The sequence below is a fragment of the Sphingopyxis sp. A083 genome (assembly GCF_001468495.1).
In the GTDB taxonomy this organism is placed as follows: Bacteria; Pseudomonadota; Alphaproteobacteria; order Sphingomonadales; family Sphingomonadaceae; genus Sphingopyxis; species Sphingopyxis terrae.
Window position 1 is genome coordinate 31,573 of the sequence record NZ_LNSK01000008.1, and the last position, 16,402, is coordinate 47,974.

12 protein-coding genes are annotated in these 16,402 nt (G+C 64.9%); 2 read left to right on the forward strand and 10 right to left on the reverse strand.

Going from position 1 to position 16,402, the window contains the following annotated elements; all coding sequences use genetic code 11:
- Nucleotides 1–6 precede the first annotated feature (6 nt).
- Nucleotides 7–1,593: a glutamine-hydrolyzing GMP synthase gene (gene guaA, locus ATE59_RS13465; protein ID WP_058812815.1), complete on the reverse strand. Its 1,587-nt coding sequence runs from the start codon at nucleotides 1,591–1,593 to the stop codon at nucleotides 7–9.
- A 244-nt stretch (nucleotides 1,594–1,837) separates the two neighbouring features.
- Between guaA and ATE59_RS13470 the strand changes: the two genes are divergently transcribed.
- Nucleotides 1,838–4,255 carry a TonB-dependent receptor plug domain-containing protein gene (locus ATE59_RS13470; RefSeq protein ID WP_231737372.1) on the forward strand — a complete coding sequence of 806 codons (2,418 nt, stop codon included), beginning with the start codon at nucleotides 1,838–1,840 and terminating at the stop codon, nucleotides 4,253–4,255.
- Here ATE59_RS13470 and ATE59_RS13475 read toward each other — a convergent pair.
- The 8 genes from ATE59_RS13475 to ATE59_RS13510 all read right to left on the reverse strand — a co-directional run bounded on the left by ATE59_RS13475 (nucleotide 4,252) and on the right by ATE59_RS13510 (nucleotide 14,110).
- Nucleotides 4,252–5,301, reverse strand: coding sequence for a glycosyltransferase family 4 protein (locus ATE59_RS13475; RefSeq protein ID WP_058812817.1), 1,050 nt, complete (start codon nucleotides 5,299–5,301; stop codon nucleotides 4,252–4,254). The two genes, ATE59_RS13470 and ATE59_RS13475, sit on opposite strands and share 4 nt — an antisense overlap.
- Nucleotides 5,302–5,308: 7 nt before the next feature.
- The gene (locus ATE59_RS13480) at nucleotides 5,309–6,190 is read right to left on the reverse strand and encodes a UDP-2,3-diacylglucosamine diphosphatase (protein WP_058812818.1); all 882 of its coding nucleotides are present in this window, start codon (nucleotides 6,188–6,190) and stop codon (nucleotides 5,309–5,311) included.
- A 144-nt stretch (nucleotides 6,191–6,334) separates the two neighbouring features.
- Nucleotides 6,335–7,768 (reverse strand): aldehyde dehydrogenase family protein, encoded by a 1,434-nt coding sequence (locus tag ATE59_RS13485; protein WP_058812820.1) that lies wholly within the window; start codon nucleotides 7,766–7,768, stop codon nucleotides 6,335–6,337.
- 98 nt (nucleotides 7,769–7,866) lie between these two features.
- Nucleotides 7,867–9,513 (reverse strand): acetolactate synthase large subunit, encoded by a 1,647-nt coding sequence (locus ATE59_RS13490; RefSeq protein ID WP_197409178.1) that lies wholly within the window; start codon nucleotides 9,511–9,513, stop codon nucleotides 7,867–7,869.
- A 217-nt stretch (nucleotides 9,514–9,730) separates the two neighbouring features.
- Nucleotides 9,731–10,243 (reverse strand): DUF2846 domain-containing protein, encoded by a 513-nt coding sequence (locus ATE59_RS13495; RefSeq protein WP_058812824.1) that lies wholly within the window; start codon nucleotides 10,241–10,243, stop codon nucleotides 9,731–9,733.
- On the reverse strand, nucleotides 10,240–10,896 hold the full coding sequence (locus tag ATE59_RS13500) for a hypothetical protein (RefSeq protein WP_058812827.1): 657 nt from the start codon (nucleotides 10,894–10,896) through the stop codon (nucleotides 10,240–10,242). Before ATE59_RS13500 ends, ATE59_RS13495 begins: the two co-directional genes overlap by 4 nt.
- A 149-nt stretch (nucleotides 10,897–11,045) precedes the next feature.
- Nucleotides 11,046–12,869, reverse strand: coding sequence for a cobaltochelatase subunit CobT (cobT, locus tag ATE59_RS13505; protein WP_003049002.1), 1,824 nt, complete (start codon nucleotides 12,867–12,869; stop codon nucleotides 11,046–11,048).
- 47 nt (nucleotides 12,870–12,916) lie between these two features.
- Entirely contained in the window at nucleotides 12,917–14,110 is a 1,194-nt protein-coding gene (locus ATE59_RS13510) for an alpha/beta hydrolase (RefSeq protein WP_058812916.1), read from the reverse strand.
- 157 nt (nucleotides 14,111–14,267) lie between these two features.
- On the opposite strand from ATE59_RS13510, the gene ATE59_RS13515 reads away from it, so the two are divergent.
- On the forward strand, nucleotides 14,268–15,341 hold the full coding sequence (locus tag ATE59_RS13515) for a DUF5694 domain-containing protein (protein WP_058812829.1): 1,074 nt from the start codon (nucleotides 14,268–14,270) through the stop codon (nucleotides 15,339–15,341).
- A gap of 34 nt (nucleotides 15,342–15,375) precedes the next feature.
- On the opposite strand, the gene cobS is transcribed toward ATE59_RS13515, so the two are convergent.
- On the reverse strand, nucleotides 15,376–16,365 hold the full coding sequence (cobS, locus tag ATE59_RS13520) for a cobaltochelatase subunit CobS (protein ID WP_003049013.1): 990 nt from the start codon (nucleotides 16,363–16,365) through the stop codon (nucleotides 15,376–15,378).
- Nucleotides 16,366–16,402 lie beyond the last annotated feature (37 nt).

Below are 16,402 nucleotides of genomic sequence, written 5' to 3' on the forward strand. Positions count from 1 at the left end.
GATGCGTCACTCCCACTCGATCGTGCCCGGCGGCTTCGAGGTATAATCGTACACCACGCGGTTGATGCCCTGCACCTCGTTGATGATGCGCGTCGCGCAGCGGCTGAGAAAGCTCGCGTCGAAGGGGTAGATGTCGGCGGTCATGCCGTCGGTCGAGGTCACGGCGCGCAGCGCGCAGACATGGTCGTAGGTGCGCCCGTCACCCATCACGCCGACGGTCTTGACAGGCAGCAGCACCGCGAAAGCCTGCCAGATCGCATCGTAGAGGCCGGCATTGCGGATCTCTTCCAGATAGACGGCATCGGCCTTGCGGAGGATGTCACAGCGCTCCTTCGACACCTCACCGGGGATGCGGATTGCGAGCCCGGGGCCGGGGAAGGGGTGGCGGCCGACGAAGATGTCGGGGAGACCGAGTTCCTTGCCGAGCAGGCGGACCTCGTCCTTGAACAGTTCACGCAGCGGTTCGACGAGCTTCATGTTCATCCGCTCGGGAAGGCCGCCGACATTGTGGTGGCTCTTGATCGTGACGCTCGGCCCGCCGGTGAAGCTCACGCTCTCGATGACGTCGGGATAGAGCGTGCCCTGCGCGAGGAAATCGGCGCCGCCGATCTTCTTCGCTTCCTCCTCGAAGACGTTGATGAATTCGGCGCCGATGAATTTGCGCTTCTTTTCGGGGTCGGTGACCCCGGCGAGGCCTGCCATGAACCGTTGCTCCGCATCGACGACGACGAGCGGGATGTTGTAATGGTCGCGGAACAGGCGTTCGACCTGCTCGCGCTCGTTCATGCGCAGGAGGCCGTGGTCGACGAAGACGCAGGTGAGCTGTTCGCCGATCGCTTCGTGGATCAGCACCGCCGCGACCGCGCTGTCGACGCCGCCCGACAGGCCGCACAGCACGCGCTGGTCGCCGACCTGCGCGCGGATTTCGGCGATCTTCGTGGCGCGGAACTCGGCCATCGTCCAGTCGCCGCTGCAACCGCAGACGTGGCGCACGAAATTGGCGATTAGCTTGGCGCCGTCGGGCGTGTGGACGACCTCGGGGTGGAACTGCGTGCCGTAATAGCGGCGTTCGTCGTCGGCGATCAGAGCGAAGGGGGCGCCGTCGCTGACCGCGACGATGCGAAAGCCGGGGGCGAAGCGCGTGACGCGGTCGCCGTGGCTCATCCACACCTGATGCCGCTCGCCGACCTCCCACAATCCGTCGAAGAGCACGCAGGGTTCGGTGACGGTCAGGAAGGCGCGGCCGAATTCGCCGTCGCGCTCGCCGTCGGCGCCGCCGGGCTCGACCTGTCCGCCGAGCTGCTGGCTCATCACCTGCTGGCCGTAACAGATGCCGAGGATGGGGAGGCCGCTGTCGAAGATCGACTGCGGCGCGCGCGGGCTGCCGGTGGCGGGAACCGACGCGGGCGAGCCTGAAAGGATCACGCCCTTGGGCTTCATCCGTTCGAGCGCAGCGTCGGCGGCGCTGAACGGGACGATCTCGCTATAGACGCCAGCCTCGCGGACGCGGCGGGCGATGAGCTGGGTGACCTGGCTGCCGAAATCGACGATCAGGATCGATTCGGGGGCGGCGGAAGAGGCTGGAGTCGGCATGGCTGGCCGATACGGATGCCGGGGCCGACTGTCTAGGGTCAAGCCGGGCGGCCCAGCGCTTCGTCGGTCTGGAGGGGGCGTTGGTGGATGCGCCCTCGCGATGCCATAGTGTTGCGACAAATGGCGAATAGCTGCCCGGCAAGGCGGTAATTCGCTTCATCGCCGGTTCAATCGGCGGCGGCATGATAATCAAAAGACAAGATAAAGGCTCTCCCCCACCATGTATGTTCGACCGCTCCTTTCCATGCGCGCCCTGTTGCTCACCGGCGCCGCGATTGCGGCTGTTCCGGCCGCGATGGCGCAGGATCAGGCGGCGGTTGCCGTCGTTTCGAGCTCGGGCACCCCGACCGACGACGATATCGACTATGCGGACGAGATCGTTGTGACCGCGCCGCGGATCGCGGGGCAACTCGATACCGATATCGCGGCCGAAGCCGAACTCGATGAAGCCGCGATCGCCAGCTATGGCGCCTCGTCGATCGAGGAATTGTTGACGGCGCTCGAACCGATCACGCGGTCGGGGCGCGGGCGCGGCAGCGGGCGCCCCGTGATCCTGGTCAATGGGCGCCGAATCGGCGGCTTCGGCGCGGTGCGCAACCTTCCGCCCGAAGCGATCGCCAAGGTCGAGATTTTCCCCGAGGAAGTCGCGCTGCAATATGGTTATGCCGCAACCGACCGCGTCGTGAATTTCGTGCTCAAGCCCGATTTCAAACAGGTGTCGGTGGAGGGCGAGGCAGGCGTGCCGACGCAGGGCGGGCAGTTCAAGAGCGAGCTGGAACCCGCGGTCGTCGCGATCGGACAGAATGGCCGCTTCAACCTCAACGGGGGGTGGGAGCATCAGACGATGCTGCTCGAACGCGAGCGCGACCTCGGCGACACGGGGCGCAGCCTGCTGCCGGCCAGCGACACCTATATCATCGACGGCACGATCGTCCGCAATCTCGACAAGGTCACCGACCTGTCGGCAAGCCTGCGGTTCGACCAGACCGACAGCCTCAGCCTTCTCGGCCCCGGCGCGGGCGGTGTCAGCGATCCGCTGCGCCGCGACAGCCGGACGCAGAACTGGACGGGTTCGGCAAGCGCCAACGGCATGCTCGGCGCGTGGCGCTGGTCGGTTACGGGCAATTATGCCGACAGCGATCAGCGGATCTTTACCGAACGTCTGAGTGGCGGGCGCGACCGTTTCGACAGCAGCCAGCAGAGCTTCGGCGGCAATGCCAATATCTCGGGCAGCGTGATCGAGGGCTGGGCCGGCCCGATCCGCGCATCGATCACCGGCGCTTATACCGGCCTGCGTTATGATAGCCGCGCCGACCGCAGCGGCGTCATCACGACGAGCGACCTCGCGCGCGACACGCCGAGCGTTTTCGGATCGCTGACGGTGCCGATCCTCGATCCCGACTATGATGTCGGCAAGATCGGCCGCATTTCGCTGACGCTGAACGGCCAGGTCGAAAACCCCAGCGATTTCGCCGCGCTCAAAAGCTGGGGCGCGACGCTCAATTGGGGGCTGACCGACAATCTGTCGTTGCTCGCAAGCTTCAATCGCGACGAGGCGGCGCCTTCGGTGACGCAGCTTGGCGCGGCGCCGCTGGTTACCGACAATGTCACCTACTACGACTTCCGCACCGGCCAGACGGTGCAGATCCAGACGACGACCGGCGGCAATCCTTTCCTCCTCGCCGAACAGCGCCGCGATGTGAAGCTCGGGCTCAACTGGTCGCCGCCAATGGTCGAGGGGTTGAACCTTTCGATAAATTACAACAGCAACCGCAGCGACGACACCAGCAACAGCTTCCCGCTGTTGACGCCCGAGATCGAGGCCGCTTTCCCGGATCGCGCGACGCGCGTCGGCGGCGTGCTTGTCGCGCTCGACCAGCGCCCGGTGAATTTCGACCGCGCAACCAATTCGCAAATCCGCTGGGGGATCAATTTCGGCCGCAGTTTCGGCCAGTCGCAAGCGGGCCCGGGCGCGGGCCGCTTCGGTGGCGGTCGTCCGGCTGGCGGCGCCGAGCGGCGTCCGCAGCCGGCGCAGGGTGACGCCCCGCCGCCGCCCGACGGGCAGGCGGCAAAGCCTGCTGGATCGGGCGATGCGCCCGCCGCAGCGCCTGCGCGTCCGCGTGGCCCCGGCGGCGGCTTTCGCGGGGGACGCGGCGGTCCTGGCGGCATGTTCGGCGGACCGCAGGGCGGGCGCTGGCAATTGTCGCTCTATCACACGATCAAGCTGACCGACCGCGTGCTGATACGGCCCGGCGTTCCCGAACTCGATCTGCTGAACGGATCGGCGACCGGCAATGGCGGCGGCAGCAACCGCAATCTGGTCGAACTCGATGGCGGCGTCTTTTACAAGGGCATCGGCGCACGGGTCAGCGCCAAATATGACAGCGGCAGCCGCGTTGTCGGCGGCGCCAACGGCGACCTGACCTTCCACGATCTTGCAACTTTCAATCTGCGCTTCTTCGTCGATTTCAACCAGAAGCCCGAACTGACCAAGGCGCTGCCGATCCTGAAGGGATCGCGCCTGCGCCTGTCGGTCGACAATCTGTTCGATGCGCAGCGCAAGGTCACCGATGCAAGCGGCGTCGTGCCGCTCACCTATGCGCCGGGCTATATCGACCCGCTCGGCCGCTATATCGAGCTGGAGTGGCGCAAGGCCTTTTAGGCCAGGCGGGCTGAAACCGTGGCCGGCGACGGCGCGGATTCGGCGGGTACGAAGGTCAGAGCGCGCAGAAATTGCCGCGTGCAGTTCGGCCAGCTGTAGCGTCGGCCCAAGGCCGCGGCGCGGGCCGGATCGCGCGTCAGTGCCAGCGCGATCGCACGATCGAGATCGGTGTCGAGGGCGCCAGCGTCGTCGGTGACGATGTCGGCCGGGCCGGCCACGGGATAGGCCGCGACTGGCGTCCCGCACGACAGCGCTTCGATCACCACAAGACCGAAAGTGTCGGTGCGGCTGGGGAAGACGAAGACGTCGGCGCCGGCATAGGCGCCGGCAAGACGTTCGCCGCCGAGCTTGCCGAGGAAGCAGGCATCGGGAAAGCGGGCGCGCAACTCATCGAGCGCCGGACCGTCGCCCACGATCACCTTCGTTCCCGGATGGCGGGTTTCGAGGAAGGCCTCGATATTTTTTTCGACCGCGACGCGACCGACATAGAGCTGGATCGGGCGGGCGAGGCCGGCAAAGTCCGGATGGGACATGCGATCGGGATGAAAGAGGGCGTGATCGACGCCGCGTTCCCACATCATCGTCTGCCCAAGGCCCTGCTCCGCAAGCTCGCGTTTCAGCGAGCGCGTTGCGACCATGATGTGCTGCGCGGGGCGATGGAACCAGCGGATAAAGCGCCACACGAACTGCGGCGACACGGGGATGCGCGCCGCGACATATTCGGGAAAGCGCGTGTGATAGGCGGTGGTGAAGGGAAAGCCGGTATCGATGCACCAGCGCCGCGCCGCAAGGCCGAGCGGTCCCTCGGTCGAAATATGGATCGCCTCGGGCGCGAAGGCGCGGATACGCCGTGCGACGGCGCGCTTGCCCGCGAAGGCCAGGCGGATTTCACCATAGGTCGGGCAGGGGATCGACCGGAACAGATCGGGGGAGATCACCCCGACGACATGCCCCTGTGCGCGCAACTCGGCAATGGTCGCCTGCAGCGTGCGCACGACGCCGTTGACCTGTGGCTCCCAGGCGTCGGTAACGATCAATATCCGCATGCTGCGCTCACGCGGCCTTGGCGGCAGCAGGAAGGCCGAGCGGGGCCGGCGCGTCGCGTGCGGCGAACTCTTCGGCCCAGTGCAGGATTTCCATGCGGCCGTCATGATGTTCGACCAGCGCGGTGCAACCTTCGACCCAGTCGCCGTCGTTGTAATAATCGACGCCGTCGATCGCGCGCATCTCTGCGCTGTGGATATGCCCGCACACCACCCCGTCGACCCCGCGCGAGCGCGCCGCATGGGCGACCACCTCTTCATAGTGGCCGATGAACTGGACGGCGTTCTTGACCTTGTGCTTGGCGACCATCGACAGCGACCAATAGGGGAGGCCGAGGCGGCTGCGGATCGCGTTGACGACCACATTGCACTTCATCAGCGCGGTGTAGGCTGCGTCGCCGACAAAGGCGAGCCAGCGGTGCGCGAGCATTACCGCGTCGAACTCGTCGCCATGGACGATCAGCAGCTTGCGGCCATCGGCGGTCTCGTGAACCGCCTCGCGCCGGATTTCGACGCCGCCGAAATCGAAGCCGTCGAACGGCTTGACCATCTCGTCGTGATTGCCGGGGACATAGACGACGCGCGTGCCGCGCTTTGCGCGCTTCAGCACGCGCCAGACGACGTCATTATGCTCGGGCGGCCAGAAGTGCCGCTTCTTCAGCCGCCAGCCGTCGATGATGTCGCCGACGAGATAGAGCGTCTCGCAATCGACATGGTCGAAAAAGTCGATCAGCAGCCCGGCGTTGCAGCCGCGCGTGCCAAGGTGGATGTCGCTGACCCACACGGTGCGGTAATTGCGCCGCTCGCCGATCACCCGCTCGGGCACATGCGGTTCGGTGGTGAAGGGATCGGGAAAGCGGTTCGGGATCGGCAGGGTCGAGATCGATGCCATGTCTCACTCCGTAGGCAGCCTTGGCTGCCCACGGCCTAGACACGAGTTTTGTTACATGCGGCGAATCAAAGCCGCGACAGTTTGAAGAATGTTTTGCGGCGGTTCGGTGACTATTGGCCGTTTCCAGACGCAGTTTATCGAGGATCAGACGCGCCGGATCACCAGGTTGCGGATTTCGCTCATATCTTCCATCGCGAAACGGATGCCCTCGCGCCCGAGGCCCGAATCCTTGACCCCGCCATAGGGCATATTGTCGACGCGGTAGGAGGAGACGTCATTGACGACGATGCCGCCGACGTCGAGGTCGTCCCACGCTTCCAATATCTTGTGAATGTCGCGGGTGAAGATCCCGGCCTGCAAGCCGAATTTGCTGTCGTTGACCTCCGCCAGTGCGGCGTTCCAGTCGGTGAAGCGCGACAGGACGACCACCGGGCCGAAGGCTTCCTCGCGCACCACGTCCGTCCCCTCGGGTACATTTTCGAGCAGCGTCGCCTCGAGCATATTGCCCTCGCAGCCGCCACCGGCGAGCAACGTCGCCCCGGCCGCGACCGCGTCGTCGATCCAGCCCTTGAGCCGCTCTGCTTCCTTTGCCGAAATCATCGGGCCGATGAAGGTGTCGCGGTTTTTGGGATCGCCCGATTTGAGCGTCTTCACCTTGGCGGCAAGCATGTCGCGGAAACGGTCGTAGATGTCGGCGTGGATGATGACGCGCTGCACATGGATGCAGCTTTGCCCCGACTGGTAATAGCCACCGAAGATGATCCGCGCGAGCGCATGATCGAGGTCGGCGTCCTTGTCGACGATCACGGCGGCATTGCCGCCGAGTTCGAGCACGACCTTCTTCTTGCCGGCCTTTGCCTTGAGGTCCCAACCGACGCCGGGCGAGCCGGTGAAGCTCAGCAATTTCAGCCGTTCGTCGGTGGTGAACAGATCGGCGCCGTCGCGGCTCGCGGGCAGGATGCTGAACGCGCCTTCGGGCAATATGTCGCACTCGGCGAGGACCTCGCCCATGATAATCGCGCCCAGCGGCGTCATCGAGGCGGGCTTCATCACGAAGGGGCAGCCCATCGCGATCGCCGGCGCGATCTTGTGCGCCGCAAGGTTGAGCGGAAAATTGAACGGCGAGATAAAGCTGCACGGGCCGATCGGCACCCGCTTCCACATCCCCATATAGCCCTTGGCGCGCGCCGATATGTCGAGCGGCTGGATCTCGCCATAGTTGCGCGTCGCCTCTTCGGCGGCGATGCGGAAGGTGTCGATCAGGCGCCCGACCTCGCCCTCGCTGTCGGCGATCGGCTTTCCCGCTTCCACGCACAGCGCATAGGCAAGCTCCTCGAAGCGTTCCTTGAAGCGCGCGACGCAATGATTGAGGACATCCTGCTTCTCGTAACTCGCGAGCCGCGCCATCGGCTCGGCGGCGCGCACCGCGCCGGCGATGGCTTCATCGATGACGTCGGGGGTCGCAAGTGCGGTACGGAACGCGATTTCGCCGGTGAATTTGTCGATCACCTTGAGGTCGGTGTTCGGCTGCACCGCCTTGTTGTTGAGATAGAGCGGGTAGACGTCCTTGAGCTGCATTTCTTACTCCGTTCGGGCTGAGCCTGTCGAAGCCCTGTCCTTCCTTGAAGACAAAAACGACCCTTCGACAAGCTCAGGGCGAACGGGTTTCGCGACCGTCAGAGTTCCTTCGACAGCTTCTTGATGTCGATGTTCAAAATCTGGTCATTCTCCGAATAATCCACAGGGCAATCGATCAGGTGTACACCGGGAGTATCGCGCGTATGCGCAAGAAGTTCCTTGAGGTGCGCCGCGCTTTCGACGCGGTGGCCGTGCGCGCCATAGCTTTCGGCATATTTGACGAAATCGGGGTTGCCATAGGTCAGCCCCCAATCCTTGAACCCCATGTTTGCCTGTTTCCAGCGGATCATACCATAGCTTGAATCGTTGAGGATCAGCACGGTCAGGTTGAGCCCCAGGCGAACCGCGGTCTCCATCTCCTGACTGTTCATCATGAAGCCGCCGTCGCCGCAGATCGCCATCACCTTGCGGTCGGGGTAGACCATCGCCGACATCATCGCGCTGGGCAGGCCCGCCCCCATCGTCGCGAGCGCATTGTCGAGCAGCACGGTGTTCGGGCGGTAGGCGGTGTAGCCGCGCGCGAACCAGATCTTGTAGACGCCATTGTCGAGGCAGATGATGCCGTCGTCGGGCATCGCGTCGCGGACCTGCTGCACCAGATGCGGCGGAAAGATCGGGAAGCGCGTGTCGGCGGCGAGCGGGGCGGTATGCTCGACCTCGGCCTTGCGATAGGCGAGCATATGGTCGAACGACCAGCCGCCGTTCGGCACGATATCCTCCTTCATCTGCCAGATCGCATTGGCAATATCGCCAATGACCTCGATGCCGGGGAAATAGACCGGATCGACCTCGGCGGTCTTGGTGGACACATGGATAACGGTGGGCCCGCCGGGCTGCATGAAGAAGGGCGGCTTTTCAATCACATCGTGGCCGATGTTGACGATGCAGTCCGACGCCTCGACCGCGCGGTGCACGAAATCGCCGGCCGACAGCGCCGCGCACCCGAGGAATTTCGGATGCCGTTCGTCGATCACGCCCTTGCCGAGCTGGGTGGTCAGAAAGGGGATGCCGGTCTTTTCGATGAACTGCAGCAGCATCCGGCTGGTCATCGTGCGGTTCGCGCCCGCGCCGATTACCAGTACCGGCGCCTTCGCATTTTCGAGCGCCTTCACCGCCTCGCGGATCGATTTGACGTCGGCGGTCGGGCGGCGTGAATGGCTGCGCTTCAGCGGCAGGCTTTCGGTATGTTCGTCGGCGATATCCTCGGGCAGTTCGATATGCACTGCGCCGGGCTTTTCTTCCTCGGCCAGGCGAAAGGCCTCGCGCACGCGGCTCGGGATATTGTCCGACGAGGCCATCTGGTGCGTATATTTGGTGATCGGTCCCATCATCGCGACGACGTCGAGGATCTGGAACCGGCCCTGTTTCGATTTCTTGATCGGCTTCTGCCCGGTGATCATCATCATCGGCATGCCGCCAAGCTGGGCATAGGCCGCCGCGGTGACGAAATTGGTCGCGCCGGGCCCCAGTGTCGCAAGGCACACGCCGGTCTTTCCGGTGTGGCGGCCATAGGTCGCGGCCATGAAGCCCGCCCCCTGCTCATGACGGGTCAGTATCAGCTTGATCTTTTTCGAACGCGACAGGCTGTCGAGAAAGTCGAGATTTTCCTCACCCGGAACCCCGAAGATATATTCGACGCCTTCTTCTTCCAGACATTCGATGAACAGGTCAGATGCTTTTTTCACGGTCACTCGCCCCCTTCAGCAGCGCACCCCAAATCGGTGCGGCCCAAGCCCGTGCCGGCGACCATCGGCCCGTCAATCGGCGTAGCGAGTCCCGTCGTGGGGCTGCGAGTCCCTGCGGCGCCGGCGGCAATGTGTAACCGGCGGCGAAGGGGTTGTCACGTCCACGAAAAACGGCCCCGCAACATATGCGGGGCCGCGATATCGGATAGGGAGGCGGCTATTCGGCTTTCGCAGCTTCGCCTTCCGGATTTGACAGGACCGTCGACCCTGCATCGTCGGCATCGACATATTTCAGCTTATGGCTGTCCTTGTCGAATTCGTCCTGCGTCGACGGCGCGATATTGGGTCGACCGACCATGATCCCCATTTTGATCTTGCACTTCACATAATAGGTTTCGCCGGGTTCGACTTCCAGCGTCAGGAGGTCAGTGGCCTCGCTCTTGACCGTATAGCTGTGCGATCCGGGATCGACCGGCAGGATGAAATATTTTCCTGCGCCCAATGCGCTCAACCGCACGCCATTTTCATTTACTCCGCACCCAAGCGCAAAGCCCATGCCGCCGGGCCGGAAGAAGACGATTTGTCCCTTGCCCTCGGCCGGAGCGGGGATGACCTTCTTAGCGCCCTCGTCGGCCGCGCTCTTCGCTTCCTTGGCCGCCGCGGGTCCCATCGTTGCGGTGCAGGCTATTCCGGTTGCCGCAAGCAGCGCGGCTCCGATCAGCTTTTTCATTGTTTCGGTTCCCCCATTTCCCCTGTCGGGTTCGTGTCGATTGCGTCTCCGGGGGCAGCCGACACCGCCGCCGCCGGATCGACCGTCGCTTGCGCGGCGGTGGATGGCTCGCCGGTCAGGGCAACCGCTAGCTTGGCGGTTGCATACATGCCGGCCGGAATATTGGCATTTTTGCCGTTCAAGGCGAAGACCAGCGGCATCGCCACCAGTCCGCCAGCGATTGTGGCGCCAAAGGCAAGACCTTCATTATTGCCGCCGACACCGCCCAGTTTCATGCCGCGCAAGGGAATCTGCTGTCCCTGATATTCGAGGTACCGCGCGCCGAGGATCAACTCGCCAGCCTTGCCGCCCCAGCCGGACTTCGCGGCATGAACCACCTGGCCGCGTCCCGGCGTCCCAGCGGGAACGATTGTCCGCTCGCCCAGCATGATCGGCTCCAGCAGGGTGATGGCGTACCAGTCGCCGGTCTTGTGCGTCTTGCTGTTGACGTCCTCGTCGATGCGCAGATGCACGAGTGTCCCGGCCGGCACTTCGTCCGGCGTCGCTGTCGGCACATCTGGCACCCTGTCATCGGTCGCGAGGGCGTCGGGAGCAGGCAATGCCGGCTCGACCTCCTGCGCTGGCGCTATGCCTGCACTCAAGGCAAGCGCCATGGCCCCCGCGCTCGCTGCACGGCGCGCAAATTGCAATATCGACATTGATTGCGACCCTCCCCCCAAGCGCGAGAGTTATCGCCGGAATTTTGCTTGGCAAGCGGGAATTTGCACCGGACCCGAGGAGAGTCGAAATCGCTCCGAAGTGCCTATTCTATGTCGAACAACCCCGCCAATTGTTCAACCATCGTGCCGCCCAGTTGCTCGGCATCCATGATCGTGACCGCGCGGCTGTAATAGCGGGTTACGTCGTGGCCAATGCCGATTGCGCACAGCTCGACCGGCGATTTCTTTTCGATCCAATCGATCACCTGGCGCAGATGCTGGTCGAGGTAGGCGCCATGATTGACCGACAGCGTGCTGTCGTCGACCGGCGCGCCGTCGCTGATCACCATCAGGATGCGGCGTTCCTCGGGGCGATTGACGATGCGGGTGTGCGCCCACATCAGTGCTTCGCCGTCGATATTCTCTTTCAGCAGCCCCTCGCGCATCATCAGGCCGAGCGACTTGCGGGCGCGGCGATAGGGTTCGTCGGCGGGCTTGTAGATGATGTGCCGCAGGTCGTTGAGGCGGCCGGGGTGCGGCGGACGTCCCGCGGCGAGCCAGTCCTCGCGGCTCTGCCCGCCCTTCCACGTCCGCGTCGTGAAGCCCAGAATCTCGGTCTTCACGCCGCAGCGTTCGAGCGTGCGGGCCAGAATGTCGGCGCTGATCGCCGCAATGCTGATCGGCCGCCCGCGCATCGACCCGCTGTTGTCGAGGAGCAGCGTGACGACGGTATCGCGAAAATCGGTATCGCGCTCGATCTTGTAGGACAGTGAATGGCCCGGCGACACGACGACGCGGGCAAGGCGCGAGGCGTCGAGCTGGCCTTCCTCCTGATCGAAGTCCCAGGCGCGGTTCTGCTGCGCCATCAGGCGGCGTTGCAAACGGTTGGCGAGCTTCGTCACCGCGCCCTGCAGATGCGTCATCTGCTGGTCGAGATAGGCGCGCAGCCGCGTCAATTCCTCTTCGTCGCACAATTCGGTCGCGGCGACGATCTCGTCATGCTTCTCGGTGAAGCGGACATAGTTAAAATCGGGAACGTCGGTGGGCAGGCGGTTGGGCCGCACGGGCAACATGCCCTCGTCGCCTTCGCCGCCCATCTCGGGCTCGCCGTCGGCTTCCATTTCCTGCGCGTCGGGATCGCTTTCGCCATCGTCGGCCTGATCGCCCGACATTTCGGCGCGCGCGTCGACCTGACTCTCGCCGGTGCCGCCGTCCTCGCTTTCCTGTTCTTCCTGGCTCTCTTCGGCTTCGGTCTGATCGTCCTCGCCGCCGTCCTCGGCGCCTTCCTCGAGCGGATCGTCGGCCTGCATCAGGTCGAGGTGGCGCAGCGCAAGCCGCGCGGTTTCGGCAAAGGCGGCCTGATCGTCGATCAGCATCGCGAGCGCGGTCAGGTCGGCGCCGGCATCCTGGCTGATCCATTCGCGCACCAGCGACAGCCCGGTTTCGGTGCCCTGCGGCGCCTGTTCGCCGGTCAGCGCCTCGCGCAGCATCAGTTCAAGCGCGCTCGATATCGGGACTTCGCCGCGATCCTGCGCGCGGCTGATCGGGTCGCTGCGCATCCGCATCGCCAGGCTGGCGCGCAGATTGGCGCGCATTCCGGCCATGTTGCGGGCGCCCAGCGCCTCGACCCGCGCGCGCTCCATCGCATCGAAGGCCGCGGCGGCGAGCGGTTCGACCGGGCGCGCCGCGGCGTGCACCGTGTCGCTGTGATGCTTCATGCGCAGCGCATAACCGTCGGCAAAGCCGCGCGCTTCGGCCACCTGATCGGCGGGCAGGGTGCGCGACGGGGTCGGCACCTTGATCTGCTTGCCGATCTGGACCGGCGCGTCGGCGGTGAAACCCACCTCGACCTCGGCATCGCGCGTCACGGCGCGCGCCACGCTCGACAGCGCGGTCTTGAAATCGTCGAGGGGAGACTGGCCGGACATCGAATCGGCTCTAACGGGCTTTCACCGGCGAAGGAAGAGCATCGGCTCTAATCCTTTTCACCATCGGGAATGCGGTTGCAGATCGTCTTGTCGAGGCTGCTCGGTACCTGCGGATCGGGCGGAAGGCGAAAGACATGGGCGAGATGCGTGGGCGTGCGTTCGGGCCGACTGCGCTTGCCGCGGATCATGTCGACAAAATCCATGCAGGCGAGCGCGCTGCGCAGGAAATCGCTGTGCCCCGTCGATCCACGCGATATGTCGGTGGTGTCGACGATCGTCAGGCCGGGAATGGCGGCGGCGTAGCAGCGTTCGGGCAGGCCCTTCGCCCGCAAATCCGCCGCCTCGAACGGATCGAAGCAATAGGGCGAGCCGAGCCGCGGATAGCCGTGCAGCGCGCGCGATGCCGCCAGCGCCTTGTCGCTGCGCGACACATAGGCGGTGATGCGTCGGTCGCGCGCGACCCGCGCGGTGGCGAGCACGTCGTTCGCAATGTCGCGCTCGAACGTCTCGCGGTCGAAATCGGGCGAGGCGAGGATGATGTTGGAAATGTTGCTGCTGTCCGCGCTCGGCGCCGTCCGGTCGACATAGGCGATTGCGGGTATCACCAGCCGCGCGCCGAGCGAGTGCGAAACGACGACGATTTCCTTCACCCACGGACGCTCCGCGAGCGCTTTTAGGAACAGGCGGAAATTGCGCACGTCATGATACATGTTGGTTTCGTCGACGGCATAGCTCAGCAGCTTGCCCTGCGACGGCCAGCTATATTCGACGATGGGCCCGTCGAAACCGGTCATCCGCGCGATCTGCGCCGCATCCTTCGACGTCGTTTCGAACGTCTCGCGATAGCCATGGACATAGAGGAGGACGCGGCCCTGACGGCGATCGGTTTCGGCCTGCAGACCCGCCCACCAGTCGCCTGCCTCCTGAAAGGCGAGCGGGGTCAGAAAGCGCGTCTTGCCATCGACCTTCCTGTCGTGCGGCGCGGCAAAGCGGCCATAGCGGATGCGGTCGCCGCGATGGTTGGTCAGCCGGATGTCGGGCGTCCGGCAATCGGGTAGGCGGCTCGTGACGAAGAAGAGCGGGAGCGCCGCGGTATCGACCTCCGCCCCGGCCTGCGCGGTGCAGCGTGCGTCGGCGACATAGGCCGAATGCGGAACCTTGCCATAATCGACCGCGGTCGCGCACCCTGCAAGCGGGAGGGCGAGAGCGAAAGCGAGCAAGCGCTGGGGGGGGCGGGGCATGCGCGGGAATCGCCGGATCATGGCGGCGACGCTGGCAGAGCGCAGCGGGCTTTGGAAGCGCGAAGTGCGGCTTCAGGCTGTATTGATGAAATAACACACTTTGCTATAGTGACTCCGCTGCGCGCGGTTGGCCGTGCAGCGACAGGGAAGGAAAATCATGTTCGCACTTGCCGCGCTGATGCTCGCTGCAACCGCCGCGCCGGCGGCTCCCGCCTATGAGCCGAGCTTCGACCCCAGCCGGCTCAAGCAGACTGTCGCGGGCGAGCCGGGGCAGGCACTCGTGCTCGGATCGCCGCACCTGTCGGGCTTTCCCAAGGATTTCGATGCCAAAGCCCTCGACCCGCTGCTGACCAGGCTCACCGCGTGGCGGCCGCAGATCGTCACCATCGAAGGGCTCTCGGGACCCGATTGCGAGATGCTGCTGCGCTACAAGCCGATCTATCCCGGCGTGTATGACGATTATTGCTGGAGCCCCGAACCCGCGCGCGCGGCGACGGGGCTCGACGTTCCGGCTGCTACGGTCGAGGCGGAGCGGCTCCTCGCCGACTGGCCCGCCGAGCCCACCGCGGCGCAGCGCCGGCATCTCGCCGCGGTTTTCCTGGCCGGCGGCGAGCAGGCATCGGCGCTGGTCCAATGGCTGCGCTTGCCCGCGACCGAACGGCGCGCGGGCGATGGGCTCGATGCGGTGCTGGTCGAGCGCCTGACGATGCTGACAACACGCCGCAACGAAAATTTCCTGATCGGCGCGGCGCTGGCCGCGCGGCTGGGACTCGACCGGGTCTATTCGGTCGACGATCACAGCGCCGATGCGACGACCAACCGCGTTGCGGGCGAAGCGGGTTATGGCGAAGCGATCCAGCGCGCTTGGGACAATCCGGTGACCGCGAAGCGCAGCGCTATCGATGCCGACCTCAGAAAGCGGCTCGACGGTGACGGCGTGCTCGCCCTCTATCGCGCCTACAACAGCCCGGAGGCGATGCGGATGGCGTTCGACAGCGATTTCGGCGCCGCGCTCGCCGAACTCTCGCCGCAGCATTACGGCCGCTACTACACCGGCTGGTGGGAAACGCGGAACCTGCGCATGGTCGCCAATATCCGCGCGGCGATGGCGGCGCAGCCCGGTGCGCGAGCGCTCGTCATCGTCGGCGCGTCGCACAAGGGCTATTTCGAAGCCTATCTGAACATGATGCACGACATCCGGCTCGTCGATGCCGAGGCGGTGCTGCGCTGAATGCGAAGGGAAGGGCGCGGCGCGCGCGCTCGCCTTATTTGCCGACGACGCCTTCGGGCAGGTCTTCGCCGAACACGCGCTGATAATATTCGGCGACGATCATCCGCTCGGCCTCGTCGCACTTGTTGAGGAACGACAGGCGGAAGGCGAAGCCCAGGCTGTGGAAGATCGCCGCATTCTGGGCCCAGCTGATGACGGTGCGCGGCGACATGACGGTCGAGATATCGCCGTTGACGAAGCCCTGACGCGTCAGATCCGCGACCTTCACCATATTGGCGACGGTGGCATCGTCGGTACCCGGCACCTTCTTCAGGATGATCTCGCTCTCGGTCGCCGCGGGCAGATAGTTCAGCGTCACGACGATGTTCCAGCGGTCCATCTGGCCCTGGTTGATCTGCTGTGTGCCGTGATAGAGCCCGCTCGTGTCGCCCAGCCCGACGGTGTTCGCGGTGGCGAACAGGCGGAAGTGCGGGTTCGGGCGGATGACACGGTTCTGATCGAGCAGCGTCAGCTTGCCTTCGGCCTCCAGCACGCGCTGGATCACGAACATCACGTCGGGCCGCCCCGCGTCATATTCGTCGAAGACGAGCGCGGTCGGCGTCTGCAGCGCCCAGGGAAGCAGGCCTTCGCGGAATTCGGTCACCTGCTTGCCGTCGCGCAGCACGATCGCATCGCGCCCGACAAGGTCGAGGCGGCTGATATGCGCGTCGAGGTTGATACGGATGCACGGCCATTTCAGCCGCGCCGCCACCTGTTCGATATGCGTCGATTTGCCGGTGCCGTGATAGCCCTGCACCATGACGCGGCGGTTATATTTGAAGCCCGCGAGGATCGCGAGCGTGGTGTCGCCGTCGAAGACATAGGAGGGGTCGAGGTCGGGAACCCGCTCGTCGGATTCGCTGAACGCCGGCACCTTCATGTCGATGTCGACCCCGAACAGCTCGCGCGCATCGACCTCGGTATCGGGCGCTGCCAGCAGCGTCGAACCATGATGGTCGGGAAGGCTGTTCGGAATATCGGTCATGTCGCAAGGTCCAGCAAAACGCATCGGGAGAGAGTCG

Excerpts from the sequence above, each read along its gene's own strand:
- ATE59_RS13470 (WP_231737372.1), top strand. The coding sequence starts at position 1,838 with ATGCGCGCCCTGTTGCTCACCGGCGCCGCGATTGCGGCTGTTCCGGCC.
- ATE59_RS13475 (WP_058812817.1), bottom strand. The coding sequence starts at position 5,301 with ATGCGGATATTGATCGTTACCGACGCCTGGGAGCCACAGGTCAACGGC.
- ATE59_RS13480 (WP_058812818.1), bottom strand. The coding sequence starts at position 6,190 with ATGGCATCGATCTCGACCCTGCCGATCCCGAACCGCTTTCCCGATCCC.
- cobS (WP_003049013.1), bottom strand. The coding sequence starts at position 16,365 with ATGACCGATATTCCGAACAGCCTTCCCGACCATCATGGTTCGACGCTG.
- ATE59_RS13485 (WP_058812820.1), bottom strand. The coding sequence starts at position 7,768 with ATGCAGCTCAAGGACGTCTACCCGCTCTATCTCAACAACAAGGCGGTG.
- cobT (WP_003049002.1), bottom strand. The coding sequence starts at position 12,869 with ATGTCCGGCCAGTCTCCCCTCGACGATTTCAAGACCGCGCTGTCGAGC.
- ATE59_RS13495 (WP_058812824.1), bottom strand. The coding sequence starts at position 10,243 with ATGAAAAAGCTGATCGGAGCCGCGCTGCTTGCGGCAACCGGAATAGCC.
- guaA (WP_058812815.1), bottom strand. The coding sequence starts at position 1,593 with ATGCCGACTCCAGCCTCTTCCGCCGCCCCCGAATCGATCCTGATCGTC.
- ATE59_RS13515 (WP_058812829.1), top strand. The coding sequence starts at position 14,268 with ATGTTCGCACTTGCCGCGCTGATGCTCGCTGCAACCGCCGCGCCGGCG.
- ATE59_RS13500 (WP_058812827.1), bottom strand. The coding sequence starts at position 10,896 with ATGGCGCTTGCCTTGAGTGCAGGCATAGCGCCAGCGCAGGAGGTCGAG.
- ATE59_RS13510 (WP_058812916.1), bottom strand. The coding sequence starts at position 14,110 with ATGCCCCGCCCCCCCCAGCGCTTGCTCGCTTTCGCTCTCGCCCTCCCG.